This is a genomic window from Mesorhizobium sp. M0633, assembly GCF_040320645.1.
In the GTDB taxonomy this organism is placed as follows: Bacteria; Pseudomonadota; Alphaproteobacteria; order Rhizobiales; family Rhizobiaceae; genus Mesorhizobium.
In genome coordinates, this window is sequence record NZ_JAMYQC010000024.1 from 71,341 (window position 1) to 95,904 (window position 24,564).

The following is a 24,564-nucleotide window of genomic DNA, read 5'->3' on the forward strand; positions in this document are numbered from 1 at the left end:
ATCGTTCTGTAATTGCCGCCGTTGAAAGCATTGGAATTCATTTTCGTGCCGAGCGGCGCATCAGAGCGGCTTGCAAGGCGCCTGCGGAAAGCTAAAGTCGGCGCCGGATTTCCTGCATGCCTCGGTCGATCGAGGCGGTTCAGTTCCTGGGGAGCATAGTCATGATCAATTCGAAACTGCTGCTGGCCGGCCTGCTGGCTTGCCTTCTCGTGCCGGTCGCGGCTCTGGCGCAGGCGCTGCCCGACCTCGGCGGCAAGAAGGTGGTGGTGGTGACCGAAAACGCCTATCCGCCGCTGCAGTTCATCGATGCCAAGACCGGCAAGCAGATCGGTTGGGAATATGACGCGATGAACGAGATCGCCAAACGGCTGAATTTCAAGGTCGAGTACCAGAATACCTCTTGGGACGCGATGATCCAGGCGGTTTCCGACAATCAGTACAACATCGGCATGACCGGCATCACCATCAAGGACGACCGCAAGCAGAAGGTCGATTTCTCCGATCCGTATATGCGCTCGGAACAGTTCATGCTGGTGCGCGGCGACGAGAAGCGCTTCACCGATGCAAAGACGTTCGCCGCCTTCAAGGACGGGCTGATCGGCGCGCAGGCCGGCACCACGCCCTTCTACACCGCCGTCTACAGCGTGCTCGACGGCAACGAGCAGAACCCGCGCATCAAGCTGTTCGAGACGTTCGGCGCGACGGTGCAGGCACTGAAGGCCGGCGACGTCGACGTCGTGCTCACCGACGGCACTGCCGGCAAGGGCTATGTCGATGCGTCCAATGGCGGCCTTAAGCTGATCGGCGGCCCACTCGGCACCGAGGATTTCGGCTTCATCTTCCCCAAGGGCTCCGACCTGGTGAAGCCGGTCAACGCGGCAATCGCCGCGCTCAAGGCCGACGGTACGCTCGACGCGCTCAACAAGAAGTGGTTCCTTGATTACAAGATGGGGCAGTAGGCCCGCTTGTTGCGCGCATTTCATGACGATTGTGCGCGGGAACTCGCGCTGACTCTGCGCTCGTACACCCCCCTCTGTCCTGCCGGACATCTCCCCCTCAAGGGGGGAGATCGGATTTCGCATCGGCTTTCGCCAATTTTCAGTGTTGCAGAACGGGCCGCGAGGTCAAAGCTGCCGATCTCCCCCCTGGAGGGGGAGATCGCCGGCAGGCCAGAGGGGGGTGTGACAGAACGCTGCCTTCGTGACTCTGTTATCGGTACCGCTTGATGCCGTCGGCGCCTCCCGCCTCAGCCAAATCCGACTTCCCGTGGTGGCTTGCCGTGGCCGTGGCGATCGCCTTGGCCGCCGCCATCTTCATCGCTGCCAGCGACCTCTATGCCCAGGTCTTCGCAACCGTCGCCAAGGGCATCGGCGTCACCATCTTCGTCACGGTGGTCGCCTTCGCGCTGGCTTGCGCGATCGGCCTCGGCGTCGCGCTGATGGGCCTGTCGGGCTCACGCTGGCTCAGCCAGATCGGCCGCTTCTACGTCGAGATCATCCGCGGCGTGCCGATGCTGGTGCTGTTGTTCTGGATCGCCTTTGCCGGGGCGCCGGCCTTCGTCGCGGCATGGAACGCGCTGACGGCGCCGCTGCAAAGCGCCGGCCTCTTCGGTGAGCTGCTGGTACGCGACGTGTCGTTGCTTTGGCGCGCCGTCATGGCGCTGACCATCGGCTATTCCGCCTTCATCTCGGAGGTGTTCCGCGCCGGTATCCAGGCGGTCGAGAAGGGGCAGATCGAGGCGGCCAAGGCGCTCGGGCTGACGCGCACCCAGCGCTTCCGGCTGGTCATCTTTCCGCAGGCGATCCGCACCATCCTGCCGCCGCTCGGCAATGATTTCGTCGCCATGGTCAAGGATTCCTCGCTGGTCTCGGTGCTCGGCGTCGCCGACATCACCCAGATGGGCAAGATCTACGCCGCCGGCTCGTTCCGCTTCTTCGAAACCTATTCGATCGTCGCCTATATCTATCTCATCCTGACCGTCGGCCTGTCGTTGGCCTTGCGGGCGCTGGAGAAGCGGCTCCGCCACCAGCATGGGGAATAGAAGGCAGGCGAAAACGGCGCTACCATCGAGCGGACGCGACCGGGGAGGACCCATGATCATCGACAAGGCCAATGCGGCGCTGGAAGCGGTCTATACGGCCGACACGCCTGAGACGCTCGCCAAGGCCTATGCGCAATGGGCCGCGACCTATGACGGCGAAACCGCGGCGCTCGGCTATCTCCTGCCGTTCCTGATCACCGCCTGGGTGGCGCGCCATGTGCCGGCGGGCGAAGGGCCGCTGCTCGACGCCGGTTGCGGCACCGGCCTGTCGGGGCCGTCCCTGAAGGCACTCGGCTACCACGATATTGCCGGGCTCGACCTGTCGCAGGACATGCTGAAAATCGCCGGCAGCCGGCAGGCCTACAGCGAGCTGAAACAGGCGATGCTCGGCGGGCCATTGCCTTGGGCGGACGGGTATTTCCGCGCCTTTTTCTCGACCGGCGTGTTCACCATCAGCCACGCACCGGCGTCGGGCCTGCATGAACTGGTACGCATCACCAGGACGGGCGGCCACGCCATCTTCACGGTTCGCGACCAGGTGTTTGAAAGCGGCGGGTTTCAAGCCGTGTTTGGCGAACTGGAGCAGGCGAAAAAATGGCAGCCGGTCGAGGAGAGCCCGTGGTTCCGCTGCTACGCAATCGCCGAGCCCGAGGCGCTGGTGAAGACCTTCGTGTTCGAGGTGCTGTGAAGCGCCTGCGAAGGCAGACGCGATTGCTGAAAAGCCAAAACATTGATATGAGCAGCGCCATGGAAGAGCTTTTTGGCGATCCGGCCTATAAAGGTTTCGTGCTGCAGGACAGGAAACGCCTGCCGTCGCGATTTTCCGCGCGCGTCTGCGGGGCGCTGACCAGCCGACTTAGCTAGGGCAGACTCGCCAGGCTGTTTCGCCGGTCCGACCGGCGTCGTTTTCCCTTTTTAAATCGACGGATTTACGCAAATGAGCGCACCGCGCACCCTCTACGACAAGATTTTCGACGACCATGTTGTCGACCGCCAGGACGACGGCACCTGCCTGCTCTATATCGACCGCCATCTGGTCCACGAAGTCACCAGCCCGCAGGCTTTCGAAGGCCTGCGCATAACCGGCCGCAAGGTTCGGCATCCGGAAAAGACGCTGGCCGTGGTCGACCACAATGTGTCGACTTCGCCGGAGCGAAAGTTCGGCATCAAGAACGAGGAAAGCCGCATCCAGGTCGAAGCGCTGGCCAAAAACGCCAAGGATTTCGGCGTCGAATATTATTCCGAGAAGGATATCCGCCAGGGCATCGTCCACATCATCGGGCCGGAGCAAGGCTTTACGCTGCCCGGCATGACCATCGTCTGCGGCGACAGCCACACCTCGACGCATGGCGCGTTCGGGGCGCTGGCGCATGGCATCGGCACCTCTGAAGTCGAGCATGTGCTGGCGACGCAGACGCTGATCCAGCGCAAGGCCAAGAACATGCTGGTGCGCGTCGACGGCGCACTGCCGGAAGGCGTCACCGCCAAGGACATCATCCTCGCCATTATCGGCGAGATCGGCACGGCCGGCGGCACCGGCTATGTCATCGAATATGCCGGCGAGGCAATCCGTGCGCTGTCGATGGAAGGCCGCATGACGATCTGCAACATGTCGATCGAAGCCGGCGCCCGCGCCGGCCTGATCGCGCCCGACGAGACCACCTTCGCCTATGTCAAGGACAAGCCGCGCGCCCCCAAGGGCGAAGCCTGGGACGCCGCGCTCGCCTACTGGAAGACGCTGCAGTCCGACGAAGGCGCGCATTTCGACAAGGTGGTCGTGCTCGACGCGGCAAAGCTGCCGCCGATCGTCTCCTGGGGCTCCTCGCCCGAGGACGTGGTCTCGGTGCAAGGCATCGTGCCGAACCCGGACGACATCACTGATGAGAACAAGCGCACCTCCAAGCAGCGCGCACTCGACTATATGGGCCTGAAGCCGGGCACCAAGATCACCGATATCGAACTCGATCGCGTCTTCATCGGCTCCTGCACCAATGGCCGCATCGAGGATCTGCGCGCCGCAGCCAAGGTGATCGAGGGCAAGAAGGTCAATCCGCGGGTCAGTGCGATGATCGTGCCGGGCTCCGGCCTGGTCAAGGAACAGGCAGAGGCCGAAGGCCTCGACAAGATCTTTGTCGCCGCCGGCTTTGACTGGCGTGAGCCGGGCTGCTCGATGTGCCTTGCCATGAACGACGACCGGCTGAAGCCGCATGAGCGCTGCGCCTCGACCTCGAATCGCAATTTCGAGGGGCGCCAAGGCTTCAAGGGCCGGACGCATCTGGTGTCGCCGGCAATGGCCGCGGCGGCGGCGATCGCCGGCCATTTCGTCGACATCCGCGAGTGGAAATAGGGCAGGCGCGCGCAGTCGGATATGAGGAGCCCGAGCCGCAATGCGGTTCGGGCATTCTTCAGTCGGGCCGCCTGACGAATTCGTGGAATCCCTCACGGCGGCCGGGTTGGTCCTTTGCGACGACCAGCGCCAGTTGGCGCTCGTCGAAGAGTTTGAACCATTCGTCCCATTCGACCAGTTCGTAGCCGCCGGCATTGACCGGGCGTTCGGCCTCATCCTGGTCCTGGTAGGCATGCTGGCCGAAGACCAGCCTCAGCATGGGCTGCGTTCCGGCTTCGGGCGACACGTCGACGATCGCCGGAAAGCCGGCGCGTGCCGCGGCCCATGAGCGAATTGCATCGTGATCGGTCAGCATGATCGTGTCGGCCATCGGAGCGTCTCCTGGTTGCCGTCGTGAAACGCCGCTCGCCGTTCGCGGTTCCGCCCAGCGGCTTTGTCGACGCACCTGTCGTATATTCGCTTTCGCTTAACCGCTTGTTTGGGCTTCCGCTCTAAGGTCCTCCAAGGGGAAGCGAGGGGAAATTACAGCGCTTGGACACCGGCCTGCTCATAGCGCTGCTCAATCCAGGCATCGCCCTCACACTCGGCGCGGCATTTCTCGTGCTGTGGTTCTATCAGCGCCACCGTCCCTATCTGGGCGTGCTGGCGGCGGGCTACTCGGCCTCGGCCGCAGGCTTCCTGCTCCAGTATTTCACGCTGCCGGTCGGCATGGCACCGACCAAGCTCATCTCGATCCTGTGCTTCACCTTCGCCACCTGCTGTCTCGCCGGCGCGGTCATTGCGCGCTATGGGCGGCGCGTGCCTTACCCGGCGGTCGGCATTCTGGCCTGCGGCGGCCTGGCCGCGTTTTCGTGGTTTCTTTTTGCCCGGCCGGATCTCACCTGGCGCATCCTTGCCATCAATTTCAGCTTCGGCGGCATCAGCCTGGTTGTCGCCGCCGAGTTGCGCGTGGTGCGCAACAACGGCCCGACAGAAATGATCCTGTTCGTGCTGTCGCTGCTTTCCGGCCTGAACTTCCTGGCGCGGACGCTTGCCGTCGTCATCGCGCATGGGCCGTTCACCAGCTATGAAGGGCTTTACTCCTCGTCCTACTGGACGACGGCTCTGCTATCGCATGCATTGCTGTCGCTGCTTATTGCGCTTTGCCTGTTCGGCGCCGCCGCGCTCGATGTGATGAAGGCCCTGAAGACCGAAACCCTGACAGACCCGCTGTCGGGCCTGCTCAACCGCCGCGGCTTCGAGGAGCGCGCCATGCTTGTCCTGCAGCACTGTGCCACGGCGCAATTGCCGGTTGCGCTGGTGCTTGCCGATCTCGATCATTTCAAGGCGCTCAACGATCAGCATGGCCACGCGGCCGGCGATCGTGTCATCGCCGACTTCGCTGCCAAGCTTCTGTCGGCTGCAGGTACGCGCGGCGTTGCCGGCCGTATCGGCGGCGAAGAGTTCGCCGTGCTGTTGCCGCTCAGCGACCTTGGCGCGGCAAGACTGTTTGCCGAAGCCATTCGCACGGTCTATTCGGCGGGCAGAATCGACGGACTTCCGCCCGACACGAGAGTGACCGCGAGCTTCGGGGTGGCCGCCCGCACCAGCGACGAAGGGCTGGACCCGCTGATGCGCCGCGCCGACGAAGCGCTCTACAAAGCCAAAAGGAGTGGCCGCGACAGCGTATGCCTGTCCTATCCGCGGCCTGAAACGGTCGTCCTTCCCAATCGGACCAGTGCTGGCTGAGCGTCAGCGGCGGCTTCGAATTAACGTCTTTTTCGCGCGTTGGTGATTTGCTGTTCGGGGGGAAGTGCCAAAACGCCATGGGCAGCGCTAATTTCATCCTGCTGATCAACCTGTTCGTTGCCGGGCTGCTGGCGGCGGCCTTCATGACGATCGCGGTCTATGACGCCGGCCGGGTGTCGGCACGCTGGCTGGCGTTCGGCTATGTGCTCGGCACGGCTTATTTTGCGATCGAGTTCAGCATTCCTGCCTTCGACAATGCGCGCCCCGTGGTTGTCGCCGCCTTTGCCGCCTTCCTTGGCGCTACCGTCGCCTTCAATGGCGGGCTTGCCCATAAATACCGCGTTTCGCCGCCTTGGCCGCCGATGCTGTTCTTCCTGGTCTTCGCCACCCTCGCGGTCCACTTCGTGCAGGACCTGCCACGCCAATCCTTTGTGCGAATGGCGGCCTACCAGCTTCCCTATGCGGCTATGCAGTTCACCGGGCTGGCGATCGTCTTGTCGTCCAGGCAAAGACGCGAGCGGCTCGACTATATGCTGATGGCTGTCCTGGCGGCCAGCACCTTGCAGTTCGCCAGCAAACCCTTCATCGCCCATGCGCTTGGTGGCTGGGGCGCCAATCCGCAATCTTATGCGCAGACCAGCTATGCGTTGGTGTCGCAGTCGGTCGGCACCGTGTTCGGCCTGGCGCTTGCGCTGGTGACATTGGCTATCCTGGTCCGCGACGTGCTCGCCGAGGCGACGTCGAAATCGGAAACCGACACGCTTTCGCGGCTGCTCAACCGTGGCGGCTTCGAGCGCCATGCCGAGATCGCGCTGCGTGACGCCATGCGGCGCGCCGTTCCAGCGGCACTGGTCATTGCCGATCTCGACCATTTCAAGCGCATCAACGATACTTACGGCCACGCGTCGGGCGATCGGGTCATCGAGACCTTTGCCGGTTTTCTCCGCGATGCCGCGGCCGACCATCATGTCGCCGGCCGCATCGGCGGCGAGGAATTCGCTATTTTCCTGCCGGGGACCAATCTAGCCGCCGCCCGGCTCTTTGCCGAGGGCACGCGTAGCGCCTTCGGTGCCACGCCGATCGACTGCCTGCCCGCGGATCACCGCTGCAGCGCCAGCTTCGGCGTTGCCGAGCTTGGTCCGGGCGAAAGCTTTTCCGACCTGCTGCGGCGCGCCGACAAAGCGCTCTATCAGGCGAAGGGCAGCGGTCGCGATTGCGTGCGTGTCTCGGTGGGGCCGGCTGTTGCCCTGCCGGCGCCGTCAACCAAGGGCGGCGTGGCCGTCAGCGGCAGGGGCTGAGCTCCGGCATTTCGCCGTCGGAGAGGCCGTACATATAGCTGCGGCCCTTGACGAAAACCGGCGGCCTATAGCAGTCGCCGCCGCGGACATCGTCCGATTCGTTTTCGTAGATCACGTCGGGCTGGCCGGCGCTGGTGTAGTCGGACAATTCCTTGGCCAGCTTGCCCTCGCCAACGAGGATACGCTTGTAGCCGGCGGCGCTGTCGATGACGAGATTGCCGAAGGAATCGGCATAGACGCGGTCATGATGGCGCGTCCCGGCGAATGCCGGTGCGACGACGCCGACGGCGAGCGCCGCCAATAGGAACCAGGGAAGGCGCGATCCTGCTGAATTCGAATGCATGGCGTGCTGCTCCATTGCTGAGAGGCAAGCCTCCTCGAATCAGAAATTAACCTTTTATTAACCTTTGTTAAGAGGGCAACCGCAGCAGGGGCGAGGTCTCGGAAAATATGGTTAATACTCGATCGCCCACCGGCCATCATTCGGCCGTGCCTTGTTCCCACCATCCCCAGTATCGGGCGCGACTCGAAAAGCATGAAATCCGGTGGCTTGCCGGAGCATCGCCGCGGGCTCGATACGCGGGGGGAAAGCAGCAAATGAGATTACGCCGCACGTTTCGGATGGCGCTGGCCATTCCGCCGCTGCTGGCTGCCGCCGCCTGCGCGCCGCAGACCAGCGCGCCCAAGCTCGGCAACACGGCCGCCGCTTCGGTGTCGCTGGCTCCCGCCGCTAGCGAACCGACGGCACCGCAGCCGCGCACAGCAACTTACAACTGCGCCGACGGTAGCGTGATGACCATCGAGAATCTCGGCACGTCGGTGCGCGTCCTCGGCCAGAACGGCGCCAGCGCCGAGCTGCCGGCGTCACCGGCCAATCAGACCAGCCGTTACGGCGAGGCGCATGACGCAATCGTGATCGATGGGCGTGAGGCGCTGGTGATGAAGGGCGGTGCATCACCGCTGGCCTGCAAGCGCTGATCCGCCCCTTGCGCCAGCCATATTTTGCAGTGCGGCGACATTGTGCCGGCGCAAGGCGACAGCCCTAATCGATTGAAGCTGAAAGCCTCGCTTTCATCAGACTAAATTACGTTTTCGAAACGGTTTTCCGGCTTTGACGCGGTGCAAAAAGAGCATTAGAAACCGGCTGTCCGAAGTCGCAACCGGAAGCGGTAATGCCGCATTCCCACCTGCGGCTCCAGAGACGCCGAACTGGGGGAGCCATGAGCAAATCACCAGCCACCCGCGAATTTGCCAGACGTGAACGGCCGCTTTCGCCGCATCTGACCGTCTATCGGCCGCCGATCACCATGACGATGTCGATCGTCCACCGCATCACCGGCGGGGCGCTCTATTTCGGCACGCTGCTGGTCGCGCTGTGGCTGATGGCGGCGGCGAGCTCGGAGGCGACCTTCAATGCCGTCAACTGGGCCTTCGGCTCGTGGCTGGGACGGCTGGTGCTGTTCGGCTACAGCTGGGCGCTGATGCACCACATGCTGGGCGGTGTGCGCCATCTTATCTGGGACACTGGGGCAGGGCTGGAAAAGCATACGGCATCGAGGATCGCCTGGGCGACGCTGGCCGGCTCGGTCACGCTGACGCTGCTGATCTGGATCGCCGGCTACATGGCGCGGGGAGCCTGACATGAACGGCAAGAACACCGACATGCGCACGCCGCTGGCCAAGGTCCGCGGCCTCGGTTCCGCCCGCGAGGGCACCGGCCATTTTTGGCGCCAGCGGCTGACGGCGATCTCCAACATCCCGCTGGTCCTGTTCTTCGTCGGCTTCCTGATCGCACTCAACGGCGCCAGCTATCTCGAGGTGCGCGCCGCGCTTGCCAATCCGTTCGTTGCACTGGTGCTGGCGCTGGTGCTGTTGTCGGTGCTCTACCACATGCGGCTCGGCATGCAGGCGATCATCGAAGACTATGTGCATGGCGAAGGCACCAGGCTGGCGCTGCTCGCCCTCAACACATTCTTTCCCGTAGTCGTCGGCGTCGCTTCGGTCTTCGCCCTGCTTAAACTGGCATTTGGAGGCTGATTTTTGGCCAAGGACGCGAAGAACGCCAACACGGCTTCCGCCTATAGCTATGTCGATCACAAATTCGACGTCGTGGTCGTCGGCGCCGGCGGCGCGGGCCTGCGCGCCGCGCTCGGCATGGCCGAGCAGGGCCTGCGCACCGCCTGCATCACCAAAGTGTTCCCGACGCGCTCGCATACGGTTGCGGCGCAGGGCGGCATCGCCGCCTCGCTCGCCAATATGGGGCCCGACAACTGGCAGTGGCATCTCTTCGACACCGTCAAAGGCTCAGATTGGCTGGGCGACACCGACGCTCAAGAATACATGGTGCGCGAAGCGCCGGCGGCGGTCTACGAGCTCGAGCACTACGGCGTTCCCTTCAGCCGCACCGAGGACGGGAAAATCTACCAGCGGCCGTTCGGCGGCATGATGATGAATTTCGGCGAGGGGCCGCCGGTGCAGCGCACCTGTGCGGCCGCCGACCGCACCGGCCACGCCATGCTGCACACGCTCTACGGCCAGTCGCTGAAGCACAATGCGCAGTTCTTCATCGAGTATTTCGCGCTCGACCTGATCATGGAGCCGGACGGCACCTGCACCGGCGTCGTCGCCTGGAACCTCGACGACGGCACCATCCACCGCTTTTCGGCCAAGATGGTGGTGCTGGCGACCGGCGGCTACGGCCGCGCCTATTTCTCGGCCACCTCGGCGCATACCTGCACCGGCGATGGCGGCGGCATGGCCGCACGCGCAGGCCTGCCGCTGCAGGATATGGAGTTCGTGCAGTTCCACCCGACCGGCATATACGGGGCCGGCTGCCTGATCACCGAGGGCGCGCGCGGCGAGGGCGGCTATCTCGTCAATTCCGAGGGCGAGCGCTTCATGGAGCGCTACGCGCCGTCAGCCAAGGATCTGGCTTCGCGCGACGTGGTCTCGCGCTGCATGACGCTGGAAATCCGCGAGGGCCGCGGTGTCGGCCCGAAGAAGGATCACATTTTCCTGCATCTCGACCATCTCGACCCGGCCGTTCTGCACGAGAGGCTTCCGGGTATTTCGGAATCGGCAAAGATCTTTGCCGGCGTCGACCTGACCAAGGAGCCGATCCCGGTGCTGCCGACGGTCCACTACAATATGGGCGGCGTGCCGACCAATTACTGGGGCGAGGTGCTGAACCCGACGGCGTCGAATCCGGACCAGGTGTCGCCCGGGCTGATGGCGGTCGGCGAAGCCGGCTGCGCCTCGGTGCACGGTGCTAACCGGCTGGGCTCCAACTCGCTGATCGACCTGGTGGTGTTCGGCCGTGCGGCGGCAATCCGGGCCGGCCAGGTGATCGACCGCACATCGGCGATCCCTTCGCCCAACGAGGCCGCCGTCGAAAAGATCATGGACCGCTTCGACCGGTTGCGTCACGCCAACGGCTCGACGCCGACAGCGGTTTTGCGCGAAAAGATGCAGAAGGCGATGCAGGAGGACGCGGCGGTGTTCCGCACCCAGGAATCGCTGGAAAGCGGCTGCAGGCGCATTTCGCAGATCTGGGGTGAACTCGGCGACGTCAAGGTGTTCGACCGCTCGATGATCTGGAACTCCGACCTGGTCGAGACGCTGGAGCTGGAAAACCTGATGGCCAACGCCATCACCACCGTCTACGGCGCCGAGGCGCGCAAGGAAAGCCGCGGCGCGCACGCGCGGGAGGACTTTTCGGCCCGCGACGACGCCAACTGGCGCAAGCATACGCTGGCTCGGCTCAACGAGGCCGGCGAGGTGGCGCTCACCTACCGGCCGGTGCACACCGAAACACTGCTTAAGGAAGCAGACGGCGGCATCAACCCGGCCAAGATCGCGCCGAAGGCCAGGGTGTATTGATGATGGCGCTGGCGGTTGCGGGATATTCCGGCACGCCCCTTCCGGCCAAGCTCGGCCTGAAGGACGGGATGATTGCCGCCTTCGTCGCCTTGCCGCCCGAACTCGACGATCTGGCAGACGCCGTCGAGTTTGCCCACGTCGACCGGCTGGCTGATTGGTCGGCGATCTCTGGCGTTCATGAGAAATATGATGCCGTTCACGCCTTCACCAGGCAGCGTGTCGAGATCGAGGACCGTCTCGGCGACGTCGAAGCGGCGATCAAGCGGGACGGCATGGTCTGGGTGTCATGGCCGAAGAAGGCATCGAAAGTGCCGACCGACGTCACCGAGGACGTTATCCGCACAGAGGCGCTGAAGCTCGACCTCGTCGACGTCAAGGTCGCCGCCGTGAACGAGATCTGGTCCGGGCTGAAGCTCGTCATCCGAAAGGACCTGAGGTAATGGTCGAACTCACGCTTCCGAAAAACTCGAAGATCATGGCCGGAAAAACCTGGCCGAAGCCGGAGGGCGCGACCAATCTGCGCGAATACCGCATCTACCGCTGGTCGCCGGACGATGACGAGAACCCGCGCATGGATACGTATTTCGTCGACATGGACGATTGCGGGCCGATGGTGCTCGACGCGCTGCTCTGGATCAAGAACAAGATCGACCCGACGCTGACGCTGCGCCGCTCCTGCCGCGAAGGCATTTGCGGCTCGTGCGCCATGAACATCGACGGGTCGAACACGCTGGCCTGCACCAAGGGCTGCGACGACATTTCCGGCGCGATCAAGGTCTATCCGCTGCCGCACATGGCTGTGGTCAAGGACCTGGTGCCCGACCTCACCAATTTCTACGCCCAGCACGCCTCGATCGAGCCGTGGCTGAAGACGGTGTCGCCCGAGCCGGCCAAGGAATGGCTGCAGAGCCATGAGGACCGCGAAAAGCTCGACGGGCTCTACGAGTGCATATTGTGCGCCTGCTGCTCGACCTCCTGCCCGAGCTACTGGTGGAACGGCGAGCGCTATCTCGGCCCGGCGACGCTGCTGCAGGCCTATCGCTGGCTGATCGATTCCAGGGACGAGGCGACGGGCGAGCGGCTCGACAATCTCGAAGACCCGTTCCGGCTCTATCGCTGCCACACCATCATGAACTGCGCCCAGACTTGCCCCAAAGGGCTCAACCCGGCCAAGGCGATCGCCGAGATCAAGAAGATGATGGTGGAGCGACGGGTGTAGGCGGCGGGCGAGTTGCAGCCGAGATCGTCTCGTCCGCAGCGATCCTTCGCGCCCCCCTCTGTCCTGCCGGACATCTCCCCCTCAAGGGGGGAGATTAGCAGCTTGGAGGACAGCGCCCTTTCTGCAGCCTTGAAAAGTGGCGAAGCGGTGATGACAGCCAATCTCCCCACTAGAGGGGGAGATGTCCGGCAGGACAGAGGGGGACGCTGTCCAGGGCGCTGTCCCGCCGAGTTCGAAAGGATAGCAAACTTATGACCGATATCGACCTTCCCATCCTCTCTCCCATCGAAGCCCGCGTGCTCGGCTGCCTTATCGAGAAGAAGGAGCTGACGCCGGACGTCTATCCGCTGACGCTCAATGCGGCACATGCGGCGGCCAACCAGAAGACGGCGCGCGAGCCGGTGATGTCGGTCGAACTTGGCGAGGTCAGAAGAGCGCTTGGCCAGCTCGAGCAGAAGGGCCTAGTCAGGCAGGTGTTCGCGTCGCGCGTCGAGCGCTACGAGCATGTGGTGGCGCAGCGCTTTTCCCTGACCTCGGCGCAGATCGCGCTGCTCGGCCTGTTGCTGCTGCGCGGCCCGCAGACGGCCTATGAATTGCTGGCGCGAAGCGAGCGCATGGCGCGGCTGCCATCGATCGACGAGCTTCGCGGCAATCTCGATCTGCTGATCGGCCGCCGGCCACCGCTGGTGCAGCAGATCGATCGCGGCCCAGGCCAGCGCGAGGATCGCTATGTCCATCTGCTCAGCGGGCCGCCGCAGATCGTAGCGGCCGCAACGCCCTTGCAATCGTCCTCGCCGGTTTCGGACCTGGAAATGCGCGTGCAGGCTCTCGAGGAAGAAATTGCCGAGCTGCGCGCCCGTATCGACGCGCTGACCGGCGAAGGACGATAAGGATTTTCGAGACGTCGACGCGACAGCGCCCCCCTCTGTCCTGCCGGACATCTCCCCCACGAGGGGGGAGATTGGACGTCATCCCGGCTTTCGCTAATCTCTAACGCTGAAAAGAGGGCGAGACCGGCGAAGCTGCCAATCTCCCCCTCGTGGGCCCTCGTGGGGGAGATGCCCGGCAGGGCAGAGGGGCGCGCGAAGGATCGCCGACGTTTATATCCTTCGCTGGTCTGCCGATGGCTCCCGATGGGGCTTTCTAGATGTGGCTCTCTCAGCCGAGCCTGGCGTCGAGCGATACCTTGATGGCGCCGAGCGCTTTCGAGACCGGGCATTCGGCCTTGGCCTTCTCGGCCAATTCCTTGAACTTGGCGGCATCGATGCCCGGTACCTTGCCGACCAGGGTGATCGCGCTGCCGGTGATGCCGGTGCCGGGAACCAGCGTTACCACGGCCTTGGCGTCGAGCTCGGCAGCCGGGGTGCCGTTCTCGGCGAGGAAATGCGAAAGCTGCATGGCGTAGCAGCCGGCATGGGCGGCAGCGATCAGCTCTTCCGGGTTGGTGCCGGATTTGCCGCTCTCGTCCTCGAAACGCATCTTGGCGGAATAGGGCGTGCCCTTCAGCGTCCCGCTCTGTGTATCGAGCGTGCCTTTGCCTTCCTTGAAACTGCCTTTCCAAACGGCGTTGGCGGTGCGGTCCATCAATTCCTCCTTGATTGTCGTGATTGAGCCCGTGATCGGCATCCAGTCGACTATAGCGCGCGCCGGAGCGAAGGCCACCCACGCTTTCGTATCGGCGGCAGCGTGACACATCATGTCGAGCGAAAAAAAATTCGAAAAAATACGCGTGCAAAAATGTCGACTTCCATCTGTCCCGGCCGTCCTGCGGGCGGCCATGGACTTGGTGGCCGGATGGAGGACCACATGAACAATCTGTTTTCTGCTCACCCGACAAGCACCAGCCACAGGGCCGGTGAACAGCAAGCCGACTGGTCGCGCCTGCAGCCTTCCGGCTTCGGCCGACTGCTTGCGGCGATTGCCATTATCGGGATTGCGGTATCTCTTCTCGACTATGCTGCGGCCGGTCTCGATTCTGCGGCAGGCAAGGGCTCCGCGGAGATTTCCGTAGCCTCGTCTTCGGCTTCAAGCCAGGAATGGAGATAAAAATGAAGTATGTTTGCCTGGTCTATGGTGAAGAAAAAGATCTCTACGCAATGACGCCCGAGAGGCTGGCCAAGCTCGACGCCGATTCGATGGCCCATGACCGGTCATTGGACCAACGCGGGATGCTAGTCATCGCGCAGGCGCTGCAATCGGTGAAAACGTCGAAAACCGTTCGCAGGCGCAAGGGCAAGCGGCTGGTCACCGACGGCCCCTTCGCCGAAACCAAGGAGCAGTTGCTCGGTTTCGTCATGATCGAGGCCGAGAGCCTCGACGAGGCGCTGGAGATCGCGGGCGAGATTCCGCTCGCCGAAATAGGCACGATCGAGGTGCGGGCGATCTACAAGGTGCCCGGGTCATAGAGATGTCTCGATAAGTTCCTCCGCGGAGCGGCGGGGACCAACGACTGGCATGGGCTTTCGTTTTCTTCGTCGGACGCAACTTTTGCGTGTTGAAGCGAAGCAATACTTCTCCTATCGTCGCCGACATCGGGGGATTTCGGGGCATGCATATATTGATTGCAGCAATCGGCCTGCTCGGAGCAGCGGGCTTCTGGTGGTACCGGCTGAAGATCATGAACGACGCGGCGCGTGAGGTTGCCGACGTCGTTGGCCGCGTGCAGGGCAATGTGCGCCGCAAGAAGCTACGCAAGCAGGCGGCACTCTCGCCGCTGACGGCGATCGACGATCCGGTCGTGGCGGCCGCGACGCTGATCACCGCCATCGTTTCCGAGAATGGTCCTATCCTGCCGCAACGCGAAGCCGCCATTCAATCGGTCATTTCGGAGATTGCCGACAAAAAGCAGACCGATGAGGCGGTGATCTACGCCAAATGGGCGGCTTCGCAAATTGATGACGCCACGGTCGTCATCGACAAGCTGGCGCCGTTCCTGCGCGAACGCCTCGACGCGGCTGAAAGGAACGATCTGCTGCAGATGGTCGGCCGTGTGGCGGAGGCGGGTGGGCAAAGCCTGCAGATTTCCGACCAGCGAATGCTCAGGCTGCGCCAGAAGCTGGGCTTCGAGGTCAACTGACCGAACGGCCAGTGACGCGCACTTGCCAAGCCTAAATCGCCTCGCCCTTCAACAGTTTCGGCGTGTCGCCGGACAGACCCGACGCCTGGCGGATGAAGAACCCCTTCAGCCGCGGCATGCGTTCGACAAGGCCGAGGCCGATGTCGCGCAAAGTGCGCAGCGGGCCGAAATCGTTGGAAAACATCCGGTTCAGCACATCGGTGGTGATGCCCATCTGCACCGTGTCGAAACGCCGCCATTGCTGGTAGCGCTCGAGCACGTCGAGCGCGCCGATGTCCTGGCCGAGCCGGTCGGCCTCGACCACCACTTCGGCCAGCGCCGCCACGTCCTTGAAGCCGAGATTGAGACCCTGGCCGGCGATCGGGTGGATGCCGTGGGCGGCGTCGCCGGCCAAGGCGATGCGCGGCGCGACGAAGGCGCGCGCAATGATCAGCCCGAGCGGCCAGGCACGCGGCTTGTCGGCGATATGGATTTCTCCGAGTTTCAGGCCAAAGCGCTGCTCGAGCTCATATTCCAGGACCAGCGCGTCGCCACTGACCAGTTTCTCGGCATCCTGCGACCGTTCGACCCAGACGATCGACGAGCGGTTGGTGCCGTCCTTGCCCGGCTTGAGCGGCAGCGTGGCAAACGGGCCCGCGGGAAGGAAATGCTCTTCGGCGCGGCCGTTGTGCGGCCGCTCGTGCGCCACCGTGCAGACGATGCCGGACTGGCCATACTCCCATTTCACCGTCTTGATGCCGGCCATGTCGCGCAGCTTCGAATTGACGCCGTCGGCGGCAACCAGCAGCCGCGCCTTCAGCGTCGCGCCGTCGGCAAGATGCACCGTTATGCCGGCGCCGTTGATGTCGAAGGCGCTGACGGCGACGCCTTCGATGATGCCGATGCCGAGTTGTTCGGCGCGCCGGCGCAAGGCGCCGTTCAAATCCTTGTTGGCGACCATATGCGCAAAGGGTTCGCCGGGCGCGACCTCGCCGTCGAAGGTGAGGAACACCGGGCGGACCGGATCGGATGTGCGCGAATCGGTGACAATCATTTCGGTGATTGCCTGCGCCTCCGGCGCGATCTCGTTCCAGACGCCGAGCTGGTCGAGCATGCGGCACGCGGCGGCGGCAATCGCCGAGGCGCGGCCGTCCTTCTGCCAGACGCCGGCGGGTGCTGCATCGACGACGGCGACGGCGAGGCTCGGCCGCGCCTGCTTCAGCGACACGGCGGCGGCCAAGCCGATATAACCGGCGCCGGCGACCAGAACGTCGAGCGAATTCTTGCTGTCGACCATGGGCAATTCCTTTCGCAGCCTGACTGTCGCCGGGCATTCCGCCCTTGACTGCCCGCTGTTCCTGTCGGAAACCGCCATGGTAATTTTGCGGCGAGGTCAAGATGACGGCAGCCATGGACGAGCTTCTCGGCATTCTCGACCTCGAGCAGCTGGAACACAACCTGTATCGTGGTCGCAGCCCCAAGCTCGATTGGCAGCGCATCTTCGGCGGCCAGACCATCGCCCAGGCGCTGGTCGCCGCGCAGCGAACGGTCGAGCCCGAGCGCCACGTGCATTCGCTGCATGGCTATTTCATGCGGCCGGGCGACACCAAGGTGCCTATCATTTACGAGGTCGACCGCATCCGTGACGGCGGCTCCTTCACCACGCGCCGCGTCGTGGCGATCCAGCACGGCCAGGCGATCTTTTCGCTGGAAGCCTCGTTCCAGCAGGATGAGGTCGGCCTGGAACATCAGGTGCCGATGCCGCAGGACGTGCCGGCGCCCGACACGTTGCTGTCGCAGCGCGAATTGCTGGGCAAGTTCGGCGAAGCCGTGCCCGACGGCATCAAGCGCTATTGGGAGCGCGACCGGCCGATCGAGATGAAGCCGGTGATGCTGAAGCATTATACCAGCCGGGAAAAGCTCGAGCCGAAGCAGAACATCTGGATCCGTACCACCGGCCCGGTGCCGGCCGACCGCGCCACGCAGGCGGCCGTGCTCGCTTACCTCTCGGATATGACGCTGCTCGACACCTCGACCTTTGCCCATGGCCGCGCCATTTTCGATCGTGATATCCAGGCAGCCAGCCTCGACCACGCCATGTGGTTCCACCGCAGCCATCCGCTCGACGACTGGATGCTGTACACGCAAGACAGCCCGTCGACGCAAGGATCGCGTGGCTTTACCCGCGGCTCGCTGTTTGCCCGCGACGGCACCTTGATCGCCTCGGTTGCCCAAGAAGGACTCATCCGGCTGAAGCGGCCGCCTGCGGAGTAGGCATTTTTCGAAATTTGCCTATTTTTTAAGCATATGCACTGCCGCGCCTGTGAACAGGCAGCTGCCAGACCTTCTCGATTTCGTTGTTTAACAACAGCTTAACACCCTGCTTCGGCAATTGGCACGGAGCTTGAATCCTAGCGGGCACTCTCCGGCTCTCATGGGGATCGGCGAAGTCGTGCAAACGCGGGGACCCGCAACAGCAAAGGGTGAAACCTTATGAAGATCGTGATGGCAATCATAAAGCCGTTCAAGCTCGACGAGGTGCGCGAGGCGCTCACCGCAGTCGGCATCCAGGGCCTGACCGTCACCGAAGTAAAAGGCTACGGACGTCAGAAGGGGCACACGGAAATCTATCGCGGGGCGGAATACGCGGTCAGCTTCCTGCCGAAGATCAAGATCGAAGTCGCGGTCGCTGTCGACATGGTCGACAAGGCCGTCGAAGCCATCACCGCGGCGGCCAAGACCGGCCAGATCGGCGACGGCAAGATCTTCGTTTTCGGCATCGACCAGGCGGTGCGCATTCGCACCGGCGAAACAGACACCGACGCGCTTTGAGCTGCGGATACGTATTCCAATGGAGAGTTCAATGAATATTCCTTCCACCTTGAAGATAACGGGACGCGCGGCCGTTTTAGGTTCGCTCGCTCTCGCTGCACTGGGCACGGTTGCTGCGTTCGCGCAGGAAGCGGCACCGGCGGCACCGGCTGCCCCTGCGCCCGCGCTCGACACCGGCAACACAGCCTGGATGCTGACCTCGACGGCGCTGGTGCTGATGATGACCATACCGGGCCTGGCGCTGTTTTATGGCGGCATGGTGCGCAAAAAGAACGTGCTCGCCACCATCATGCAGAGCTTTGCCATCACCTGCCTGGTGACGGTGCTGTGGTTCATGTTCGGCTACTCGCTGGCCTTCTCGGATGGCGGCGGCATGAATGCCTATCTCGGCGGCTTCTCGAAGTTCTTCCACAACGGCATCACCACCTCCTCGCTGTGGCTGCCGGGCGTGGCGAACATTCCTGAGTTCGTCTTCTCGATGTTCCAGATGACCTTCGCCATCATCACGCCGGCGCTGATTGCCGGCGCCTTCGCCGAACGCATGAAGTTCTCGGCGCTGCTCATCTTCATGGGCGCGTGGCTGCTGGTGGTCTACGCCCCGATCGCGCACTGGGTGTGGGGCGGCGGCTTCCTCGGCACAGCCGGCGTTCTCGATTTCGCCGGCGGCACGGTCGTTCACATCAATGCCGGTGTTGCCGGCCTGGTCTGCGCGCTGGTTCTCGGCAAACGTGAAGGCTACGGCACCACCAACATGGCGCCGCACAACCTCGTCTACTCCGTCATCGGCGCTTCGCTGCTGTGGGTCGGCTGGTTCGGCTTCAACGCCGGCTCGGAACTGGCCGCCGACGGCCTTGCCGGTGCCGCAATGCTGAACACCCAGGTTGCCGCTGCTGCTGCGGCGCTCGCCTGGATGTTCGCCGAATGGATCGTCGCCAAGAAGCCGAGCGTTCTCGGCATCATCTCGGGCGCCGTCGCTGGCCTGGTCGCGGTGACGCCGGCTTCCGGCTTCGTCAATCCGACCGGCGCCTTCATCGTCGGCATCGTCGCCGGCGTGCTTTGCTACGTCTCGGCCGTCAAGCTCAAGCACGCGTTCGGCTATGACGACTCGCTCGATGCATTCGGCGTGCACGGCATCGGCGGCATCATCGGTGCATTGCTGACCGGCGTGCTCGCCGATCCGGCGATCAACAGCCTCGGCTCGGGTGCCTCTGTCGGCAAGCAGCTCTACGGTATCGTCTTCACCATCCTGTGGACGGCGATCGCGAGCTTCGTGATCCTCTATATCGTCAAGGCGCTGGTCGGCCTGCGTCCTTCCACCCCGGAAGAGGTCGAAGGCCTCGACATCAGCCAGCACGGCGAAGTGGTGCCGTAAGGGTATTTGGCCGGCACCGGCGTTTGCCGGTGCCAGAAAGATCCCGTCGTGATGCTCCCGAAAGGGCTCACGCCTTGAGGCCCGGAAGATTTCCGGGCCTCTTTTTTGCGCGCTGATGGCCGTGATGGCTCGATCACGGTCGCTTGATCAAGGTGCTCGATCCGCCGGCGGCGTGAAACATCGGCCGCAGCGGCTTCGAACTGTGGTGGCGGTCGCCCGTTCCGGTGACGCAGAATGCCCATGGTTAATGCGCCCTTAACCTTCCCGCCGCTAGTCTGACAGCCGAATCTGCCGTGTTGCGCGTCCGCGCCCGGCCGGGCAACGACAGACGAGGAAGAGCATGCGTTCAGGGGCTTCAGCACCGCTTGCGCTGGCCGATACGGAGCACGGCATCCGGTCGTTCGCGAGGCGCCAGGTCGGGCGGCTGGTCGGTGCCGGGCTGTTTGCTCTGGTTGGTTTCGGCGTCGCCGCCCTTGCCACCTGGAACGTCGCCGATCCGAGCTTTTCGCACGCCACCGACAATATCGTCACCAATGCAATGGGTTATGCCGGCGCCGTCTTTTCCGACATTGCCATGCAGTTCTTCGGACTTGCCGCCGTTGCGGCGCTGGTGCCGGCGGTGATCTGGGGATTTCTGCTGTTTACCGCGCGCGGCGTCGACCGGCTGCCGAAACGGGCGCTGGCCTGGTTCGGGTTTTCGCTGCTTGGCGCGGCAATTGCCGGCTGCGTGGTGCCGCCCAAGACCTGGCCGCTGCCGACCGGCCTCGGCGGCGTCTTCGGCGACATGGTGCTCAATATCCCGGGCCTGGTGATCGGCGGCTATCCGACCGGCCTCGTTGCCAGCGTGCTCGCCGTGCTCCTGGCAGCGCCGGCGCTGTGGGTATTCTTGTATGGCTCGGCGCTGATTTCGCGCAAGAACGGCTTTGCCGTCCTCGAACAGCCTGCAGTGCCCGATCCGCAGGACGACCTGCTTTTCGACAATGAAGAGGACGAGGGCGACGAAGGTATATTGGCGCTTGGCGCCATCACCCACTGGTGGCTGTCGCTGCGGGCCTATCTGCGCCGGCGCGCGGCGCGGCGGCGCGAGCGCGACGATTTCGAGCCGGAGATGGAACCGCGCCCCAGCGCCTGGCGGCGGGCGGCCGAACGGGTCGAATCGGCCGAGTTCGCCGAGGCGCGGATGAGCCCGGGCGGGCGCGCCCGCGTCGAGCCGGAATTCTTCGCCGCCATGGTCAACGACCGCAGTGCCTCGCTCGACCCTGACGATGCCGACGTCTTCGGTAACGACGACAATGACGACGAAATGGATTTCGCGCCCGAGCCGGCCGGCCAGCGCCGCGCCGCGCCAACGGCCAAGGTGCAGAACTTCCGTTCCGACGCGGCGACACGCGTCGAGGCGCCGGCGCCGCGGCCGGCCCCCGGCGCCCGCGTCCAGCGCGAGGCGCAGACTTCGCTGATCGGCTCGGAAAAATTCGAGATGCCGTCGCTGCACTTCCTGTCGGAACCAAAGAACGTGGTGCGCGACGCCAGCCTGTCCAAGGACGCGCTGGAGCAGAACGCCCGCCTGCTCGAGGGCGTGCTGGAGGATTTCGGCGTCAAGGGCGAAATCATCCATGTGCGTCCGGGTCCGGTCGTCACGCTCTACGAGCTGGAACCGGCGCCCGGCATCAAATCGTCGCGGGTCATCGGCCTGTCCGACGACATCGCCCGCTCGATGAGCGCCATCGCCTGCCGTGTCGCCGTGGTGCCCGGCCGCAACGCGATCGGCATCGAATTGCCGAACGCCAGGCGCGAGACGGTCTATTTGCGCGAGATCATGGCCAGCCGCGATTTCGAAACCACCAAGGCCAAGCTGGCGCTGGCGCTGGGCAAGACCATCAATGGCGAGGCGGTGATCGTCGACATCGCCAAAATGCCGCACGTGCTGGTCGCCGGCACCACCGGCTCGGGCAAGTCCGTCGCCATCAACACCATGATCCTGTCGCTGCTCTACCGGCTGACGCCGCAGGACTGCCGGCTGATCATGATCGATCCAAAGATGCTGGAGCTCTCGGTCTATGACGGCATTCCGCATCTTCTGACGCCGGTCGTCACCGATCCGAAGAAGGCGGTGGTGGCGCTAAAATGGACCGTGCGGGAGATGGAGGACCGCTACCGCAAGATGTCCAAGGTCGGCGTCCGCAACATCGACGGCTTCAACGCGCGCGTGCAGCAGGCCGAGAAAAAGGGCGAAAGGATCTCGCGCACCGTGCAGACCGGCTTCGACCGCCAAACCGGCGAGGCGATCTACGAGACGGAGAACCTCGACCTCGAGCCGATGCCCTACATCGTCGTCATCATCGACGAGATGGCCGATTTGATGATGGTCGCCGGCAAGGACATCGAAGGCGCGGTGCAGCGCCTGGCGCAGATGGCGCGCGCCGCCGGCATCCATGTCATCATGGCGACGCAGCGGCCGTCGGTCGACGTCATCACCGGCACCATCAAGGCGAATTTCCCGACCCGCATCTCCTTCCAGGTGACATCGAAGATCGACAGCCGCACCATCCTGGGCGAGCAGGGCGCCGAACAGCTGCTCGGCATGGGCGACATGCTCTACATGGCCGGCGGCGGCCGCATCCAGCGCGTGCACGGTCCCTTCGTCTCCGACGACGAGGTGGAGAAAATTGTCGCGCATCTGAAGCTGCAGGGCGTGCCGGAATATCTCGACGCCATCACCGAGGACGACGACAAGGATGACGACGAGCCGACGGGCAAAGGCAGTGGCGGCGGCGACGGCGGCAATTTCGAGGATTCCGACGATCCCTACGACCAGGCGGTCGCGGTGGTGCTGCGCGACGGCAAGGCCTCGACCAGCTACATCCAGCGCCGGCTCGGCATCGGCTACAACCGCGCCGCCTCGATCATCGAGAAGATGGAGAAGGAAGGCATTGTCGGCCCGGCCAACCATGCCGGAAAACGCGAAATCCTGGTGCCGACGGAGGACGACAAGTTCTAGAGCGCGTCCGCGCCGGCAACTTTGAACCTTTTGGCGCGTTGCAGCGGACGGGCGCCGTGCGGCCCGCCAAACTTAAGCCCAACTGGGGGGCCAGACCAATATAACGAGCAAGCAATCAGATGATGGTGACCGGCATGAAAAACGCAACTCTCGCCCCAAGCAGGGATTTCGCCCCAACCCGCCGGCAGGTGCTCGGCCTCGGCCTGGTCCTGGCCGGTGCGGCGGCCGCCAACCTCGTGCCCGGCTTCCAGTTGCTGGCGTCGGCGCAAGCAGCGGTTCCGGCGACGGCGCAGAAGATCGCCGATCATTTCTCCTCGGTCAAATCGATGAGCGGCGAGTTCGTGCAGTTCGGACCCAAGGGCGAGCAGACCGGCGGCAAGTTCTTTCTGGAACGGCCGGGCAAGATCCGCTTCAATTACGACGGCGCCTCGAATTTCAGGGTGATTTCCGACGGCAAGTCGGTGGTCATCCTCAACAAGAAGCTGCGGACCTCCGACCTCTATCCGCTGTCGAAGACGCCGCTGAAGCTGCTGCTCGACGACAAGATCGATCTGTCGGGCGGGCGCGTCAGAAGCGTCAAGGAAGAGGACGATCTCACCACCATCCAGCTTGCCGACAAATCGGTGTTCGGCAATTCGAAGATTACCATGATGTTCGATCCGAAATCTTATGAATTGCGGCAGTGGACCATCACCGATGCGCAAGGCAAGGACACGACGGTGATGATCTTCAACACCAAGGAGGGCGTCAGCTTCGCCCCCGACACCTTCGCCATCGACTATACGGCGAACCGCGAGCTGAACACCAAGACGCGGTAACTTCTAGCGTTGCGGGAGGCCTTCCGCGCTGGTGCAGCACCGAAGTCGACCATGACAAGGCTCGGCCAAGCGCCGCCTTGTTTTTGCGGTGCGCGGCTGGCAGTAGTTTCCGCGATTGACTTCCGTCGGAGCCATCCGGCGGACCTTGCGTTGTCCGGAACCCCACATGCCGTTTTCCGTCGCTACCTGGAACATCAACTCCGTCCGGCTGCGCATGCCGATCGTCGAGCGCCTGCGGGTCGCGCAGGCGCCGGACGTGCTCTGCCTGCAGGAAACCAAGGTTCCGGACGAATTGTTTCCGGAGAAGGCGTTCCGCAAGCTCGGCTACGAGCACATCGCCTTCCATGGCCAGAAGGGCTATCACGGCGTTGCCACCATAGCGCGCCGGCCGATCGAGGTGGTCGAAAAGCGCCGCTTCTGCGAGATCGACGACAGCCGGCATCTGTCGGTCACCGTCAACGCCGGCGGCAAAACGATCCTGCTGCACAATTTCTACGTACCGGCCGGCGGCGACGAGCCCGACCCGGCCGTCAACCGCAAGTTCAAGCACAAGCTCGATTTCGTTGCCGAGATGAACGCCGTCCGCGCCGAGCATGACGAGCACTCCGGCTCGATCCTGGTCGGCGACCTCAACATCGCGCCGCTCGAGCACGATGTCTGGTCGCACAAGCAGCTCCTCAAGGTCGTCAGCCATACGCCGGTCGAGACGGAAAACTTCGAGGCAATGCGGCTCGCCGGCGACTGGATCGACCTGATGCGGCTCAATGTGCCTTACGAGGAGAAACTCTACACCTGGTGGAGCTATCGCGCCCAGGATTGGCAGGCCTCAAATCGCGGCCGCCGCCTCGACCATGTCTGGTCGTCGCCAAACCTGGTGCCGCATTTTGCCGGCTATGAAATCCTGCGGCCGGCGCGCGGCTGGGAACGGCCCTCGGACCATGTGCCGGTGATCGGGCGTTTCAACCTGGATTAGCTTT

The 24,564-nt window shown here is 63.8% G+C and carries 26 protein-coding genes; 22 read left to right on the forward strand and 4 right to left on the reverse strand.

What is annotated here, in order from left to right; all coding sequences use genetic code 11:
* The first annotated feature begins 161 nt into the window (after window positions 1–161).
* From NKI47_RS23210 to leuC, 4 genes are all read left to right on the forward strand, one after another.
* On the forward strand, window positions 162–959 hold the full coding sequence (locus NKI47_RS23210) for a transporter substrate-binding domain-containing protein (RefSeq protein WP_031212709.1): 798 nt from the start codon (window positions 162–164) through the stop codon (window positions 957–959).
* A 266-nt stretch (window positions 960–1,225) separates the two neighbouring features.
* Complete coding sequence (locus tag NKI47_RS23215) at window positions 1,226–2,041, forward strand: amino acid ABC transporter permease (protein WP_352572232.1); 816 nt, start codon at window positions 1,226–1,228, stop codon at window positions 2,039–2,041.
* Window positions 2,042–2,093: 52 nt separating this feature from the next.
* Complete coding sequence (locus NKI47_RS23220) at window positions 2,094–2,729, forward strand: class I SAM-dependent DNA methyltransferase (protein WP_352593786.1); 636 nt, start codon at window positions 2,094–2,096, stop codon at window positions 2,727–2,729.
* Between the two features lie 249 nt (window positions 2,730–2,978).
* Window positions 2,979–4,388 carry a 3-isopropylmalate dehydratase large subunit gene (gene leuC, locus NKI47_RS23225; RefSeq protein ID WP_023679774.1) on the forward strand — a complete coding sequence of 470 codons (1,410 nt, stop codon included), beginning with the start codon at window positions 2,979–2,981 and terminating at the stop codon, window positions 4,386–4,388.
* A 58-nt stretch (window positions 4,389–4,446) separates the two neighbouring features.
* On the opposite strand, the gene NKI47_RS23230 is transcribed toward leuC, so the two are convergent.
* Window positions 4,447–4,758 (reverse strand): hypothetical protein, encoded by a 312-nt coding sequence (locus NKI47_RS23230; RefSeq protein WP_023679773.1) that lies wholly within the window; start codon window positions 4,756–4,758, stop codon window positions 4,447–4,449.
* A 161-nt stretch (window positions 4,759–4,919) separates the two neighbouring features.
* Between NKI47_RS23230 and NKI47_RS23235 the strand changes: the two genes are divergently transcribed.
* Window positions 4,920–6,116 carry a GGDEF domain-containing protein gene (locus tag NKI47_RS23235; RefSeq protein ID WP_023679772.1) on the forward strand — a complete coding sequence of 399 codons (1,197 nt, stop codon included), beginning with the start codon at window positions 4,920–4,922 and terminating at the stop codon, window positions 6,114–6,116.
* 77 nt (window positions 6,117–6,193) lie between these two features.
* Window positions 6,194–7,414 carry a GGDEF domain-containing protein gene (locus NKI47_RS23240; RefSeq protein ID WP_352593787.1) on the forward strand — a complete coding sequence of 407 codons (1,221 nt, stop codon included), beginning with the start codon at window positions 6,194–6,196 and terminating at the stop codon, window positions 7,412–7,414.
* On the opposite strand, the gene NKI47_RS23245 is transcribed toward NKI47_RS23240, so the two are convergent.
* Window positions 7,398–7,757, reverse strand: a complete 360-nt coding sequence (locus tag NKI47_RS23245; RefSeq protein ID WP_352450158.1) for a hypothetical protein — start codon at window positions 7,755–7,757, stop codon at window positions 7,398–7,400. The two genes, NKI47_RS23240 and NKI47_RS23245, sit on opposite strands and share 17 nt — an antisense overlap.
* A 254-nt stretch (window positions 7,758–8,011) precedes the next feature.
* Here NKI47_RS23245 and NKI47_RS23250 point away from each other — a divergent pair, with 254 nt between their 5' ends.
* From NKI47_RS23250 to NKI47_RS23280, 7 genes are all read left to right on the forward strand, one after another.
* On the forward strand, window positions 8,012–8,392 hold the full coding sequence (locus tag NKI47_RS23250; protein ID WP_352450157.1) for a hypothetical protein: 381 nt from the start codon (window positions 8,012–8,014) through the stop codon (window positions 8,390–8,392).
* Between the two features lie 242 nt (window positions 8,393–8,634).
* Complete coding sequence (gene sdhC / locus NKI47_RS23255; protein ID WP_292663224.1) at window positions 8,635–9,054, forward strand: succinate dehydrogenase, cytochrome b556 subunit; 420 nt, start codon at window positions 8,635–8,637, stop codon at window positions 9,052–9,054.
* A 1-nt stretch (window position 9,055) separates the two neighbouring features.
* Entirely contained in the window at window positions 9,056–9,451 is a 396-nt protein-coding gene (sdhD, locus tag NKI47_RS23260; protein WP_292663226.1) for a succinate dehydrogenase, hydrophobic membrane anchor protein, read from the forward strand.
* A gap of 3 nt (window positions 9,452–9,454) precedes the next feature.
* A complete protein-coding gene (sdhA, locus tag NKI47_RS23265; protein ID WP_023679766.1) occupies window positions 9,455–11,293 on the forward strand; it encodes a succinate dehydrogenase flavoprotein subunit in 1,839 nt (612 codons plus the stop codon).
* Between the two features lie 2 nt (window positions 11,294–11,295).
* Window positions 11,296–11,733: a DUF3052 family protein gene (locus tag NKI47_RS23270; protein ID WP_031212704.1), complete on the forward strand. Its 438-nt coding sequence runs from the start codon at window positions 11,296–11,298 to the stop codon at window positions 11,731–11,733.
* Complete coding sequence (locus NKI47_RS23275; RefSeq protein ID WP_292663232.1) at window positions 11,733–12,512, forward strand: succinate dehydrogenase iron-sulfur subunit; 780 nt, start codon at window positions 11,733–11,735, stop codon at window positions 12,510–12,512. Before NKI47_RS23270 ends, NKI47_RS23275 begins: the two co-directional genes overlap by 1 nt.
* Window positions 12,513–12,763: 251 nt before the next feature.
* Entirely contained in the window at window positions 12,764–13,402 is a 639-nt protein-coding gene (locus NKI47_RS23280) for a YceH family protein (protein ID WP_352593788.1), read from the forward strand.
* A 268-nt stretch (window positions 13,403–13,670) separates the two neighbouring features.
* Here NKI47_RS23280 and NKI47_RS23285 read toward each other — a convergent pair whose 3' ends face one another.
* Window positions 13,671–14,096, reverse strand: a complete 426-nt coding sequence (locus tag NKI47_RS23285; RefSeq protein WP_031212702.1) for an OsmC family protein — start codon at window positions 14,094–14,096, stop codon at window positions 13,671–13,673.
* Between the two features lie 102 nt (window positions 14,097–14,198).
* Between NKI47_RS23285 and NKI47_RS23290 the strand changes: the two genes are divergently transcribed.
* The 3 genes from NKI47_RS23290 (at window position 14,199) to NKI47_RS23300 (ending at window position 15,588) form a co-directional block, all read left to right on the forward strand.
* The gene (locus NKI47_RS23290) at window positions 14,199–14,558 is read left to right on the forward strand and encodes a hypothetical protein (RefSeq protein WP_352593789.1); all 360 of its coding nucleotides are present in this window, start codon (window positions 14,199–14,201) and stop codon (window positions 14,556–14,558) included.
* A 2-nt stretch (window positions 14,559–14,560) separates the two neighbouring features.
* Window positions 14,561–14,917, forward strand: coding sequence for a YciI family protein (locus NKI47_RS23295; protein WP_352593790.1), 357 nt, complete (start codon window positions 14,561–14,563; stop codon window positions 14,915–14,917).
* Window positions 14,918–15,060: 143 nt separating this feature from the next.
* Window positions 15,061–15,588 carry a hypothetical protein gene (locus NKI47_RS23300; RefSeq protein WP_352578116.1) on the forward strand — a complete coding sequence of 176 codons (528 nt, stop codon included), beginning with the start codon at window positions 15,061–15,063 and terminating at the stop codon, window positions 15,586–15,588.
* A 31-nt stretch (window positions 15,589–15,619) separates the two neighbouring features.
* Here NKI47_RS23300 and NKI47_RS23305 read toward each other — a convergent pair whose 3' ends face one another.
* On the reverse strand, window positions 15,620–16,864 hold the full coding sequence (locus NKI47_RS23305) for a ubiquinone biosynthesis hydroxylase (RefSeq protein ID WP_352593791.1): 1,245 nt from the start codon (window positions 16,862–16,864) through the stop codon (window positions 15,620–15,622).
* Window positions 16,865–16,965: 101 nt separating this feature from the next.
* Between NKI47_RS23305 and tesB the strand changes: the two genes are divergently transcribed.
* The 6 genes from tesB to NKI47_RS23335 all read left to right on the forward strand — a co-directional run bounded on the left by tesB (window position 16,966) and on the right by NKI47_RS23335 (window position 24,560).
* On the forward strand, window positions 16,966–17,841 hold the full coding sequence (gene tesB / locus NKI47_RS23310; protein ID WP_031212697.1) for an acyl-CoA thioesterase II: 876 nt from the start codon (window positions 16,966–16,968) through the stop codon (window positions 17,839–17,841).
* Window positions 17,842–18,060: 219 nt separating this feature from the next.
* On the forward strand, window positions 18,061–18,399 hold the full coding sequence (locus NKI47_RS23315) for a P-II family nitrogen regulator (RefSeq protein ID WP_023679755.1): 339 nt from the start codon (window positions 18,061–18,063) through the stop codon (window positions 18,397–18,399).
* Between the two features lie 49 nt (window positions 18,400–18,448).
* The gene (locus NKI47_RS23320) at window positions 18,449–19,771 is read left to right on the forward strand and encodes an ammonium transporter (RefSeq protein ID WP_031212694.1); all 1,323 of its coding nucleotides are present in this window, start codon (window positions 18,449–18,451) and stop codon (window positions 19,769–19,771) included.
* A gap of 340 nt (window positions 19,772–20,111) precedes the next feature.
* Window positions 20,112–22,769, forward strand: a complete 2,658-nt coding sequence (locus NKI47_RS23325; RefSeq protein ID WP_352593792.1) for an FtsK/SpoIIIE family DNA translocase — start codon at window positions 20,112–20,114, stop codon at window positions 22,767–22,769.
* A 134-nt stretch (window positions 22,770–22,903) separates the two neighbouring features.
* Complete coding sequence (locus NKI47_RS23330) at window positions 22,904–23,587, forward strand: outer membrane lipoprotein carrier protein LolA (RefSeq protein WP_031213172.1); 684 nt, start codon at window positions 22,904–22,906, stop codon at window positions 23,585–23,587.
* A 166-nt stretch (window positions 23,588–23,753) separates the two neighbouring features.
* Window positions 23,754–24,560 carry an exodeoxyribonuclease III gene (locus tag NKI47_RS23335; protein ID WP_352593793.1) on the forward strand — a complete coding sequence of 269 codons (807 nt, stop codon included), beginning with the start codon at window positions 23,754–23,756 and terminating at the stop codon, window positions 24,558–24,560.
* Window positions 24,561–24,564: the final 4 nt, after the last annotated feature.

Excerpts from the sequence above, each read along its gene's own strand:
- NKI47_RS23210 (WP_031212709.1), top strand. The coding sequence starts at position 162 with ATGATCAATTCGAAACTGCTGCTGGCCGGCCTGCTGGCTTGCCTTCTC.
- NKI47_RS23215 (WP_352572232.1), top strand. The coding sequence starts at position 1,226 with ATGCCGTCGGCGCCTCCCGCCTCAGCCAAATCCGACTTCCCGTGGTGG.
- NKI47_RS23220 (WP_352593786.1), top strand. The coding sequence starts at position 2,094 with ATGATCATCGACAAGGCCAATGCGGCGCTGGAAGCGGTCTATACGGCC.
- leuC (WP_023679774.1), top strand. The coding sequence starts at position 2,979 with ATGAGCGCACCGCGCACCCTCTACGACAAGATTTTCGACGACCATGTT.
- NKI47_RS23230 (WP_023679773.1), bottom strand. The coding sequence starts at position 4,758 with ATGGCCGACACGATCATGCTGACCGATCACGATGCAATTCGCTCATGG.
- NKI47_RS23240 (WP_352593787.1), top strand. The coding sequence starts at position 6,194 with ATGGGCAGCGCTAATTTCATCCTGCTGATCAACCTGTTCGTTGCCGGG.
- NKI47_RS23245 (WP_352450158.1), bottom strand. The coding sequence starts at position 7,757 with ATGCATTCGAATTCAGCAGGATCGCGCCTTCCCTGGTTCCTATTGGCG.
- NKI47_RS23250 (WP_352450157.1), top strand. The coding sequence starts at position 8,012 with ATGAGATTACGCCGCACGTTTCGGATGGCGCTGGCCATTCCGCCGCTG.
- sdhC (WP_292663224.1), top strand. The coding sequence starts at position 8,635 with ATGAGCAAATCACCAGCCACCCGCGAATTTGCCAGACGTGAACGGCCG.
- sdhD (WP_292663226.1), top strand. The coding sequence starts at position 9,056 with ATGAACGGCAAGAACACCGACATGCGCACGCCGCTGGCCAAGGTCCGC.
- NKI47_RS23270 (WP_031212704.1), top strand. The coding sequence starts at position 11,296 with ATGGCGCTGGCGGTTGCGGGATATTCCGGCACGCCCCTTCCGGCCAAG.
- NKI47_RS23275 (WP_292663232.1), top strand. The coding sequence starts at position 11,733 with ATGGTCGAACTCACGCTTCCGAAAAACTCGAAGATCATGGCCGGAAAA.
- NKI47_RS23280 (WP_352593788.1), top strand. The coding sequence starts at position 12,764 with ATGACCGATATCGACCTTCCCATCCTCTCTCCCATCGAAGCCCGCGTG.
- NKI47_RS23285 (WP_031212702.1), bottom strand. The coding sequence starts at position 14,096 with ATGGACCGCACCGCCAACGCCGTTTGGAAAGGCAGTTTCAAGGAAGGC.
- NKI47_RS23295 (WP_352593790.1), top strand. The coding sequence starts at position 14,561 with ATGAAGTATGTTTGCCTGGTCTATGGTGAAGAAAAAGATCTCTACGCA.
- NKI47_RS23300 (WP_352578116.1), top strand. The coding sequence starts at position 15,061 with ATGCATATATTGATTGCAGCAATCGGCCTGCTCGGAGCAGCGGGCTTC.
- NKI47_RS23305 (WP_352593791.1), bottom strand. The coding sequence starts at position 16,864 with ATGGTCGACAGCAAGAATTCGCTCGACGTTCTGGTCGCCGGCGCCGGT.
- tesB (WP_031212697.1), top strand. The coding sequence starts at position 16,966 with ATGACGGCAGCCATGGACGAGCTTCTCGGCATTCTCGACCTCGAGCAG.
- NKI47_RS23315 (WP_023679755.1), top strand. The coding sequence starts at position 18,061 with ATGAAGATCGTGATGGCAATCATAAAGCCGTTCAAGCTCGACGAGGTG.
- NKI47_RS23325 (WP_352593792.1), top strand. The coding sequence starts at position 20,112 with ATGCGTTCAGGGGCTTCAGCACCGCTTGCGCTGGCCGATACGGAGCAC.
- NKI47_RS23330 (WP_031213172.1), top strand. The coding sequence starts at position 22,904 with ATGAAAAACGCAACTCTCGCCCCAAGCAGGGATTTCGCCCCAACCCGC.
- NKI47_RS23335 (WP_352593793.1), top strand. The coding sequence starts at position 23,754 with ATGCCGTTTTCCGTCGCTACCTGGAACATCAACTCCGTCCGGCTGCGC.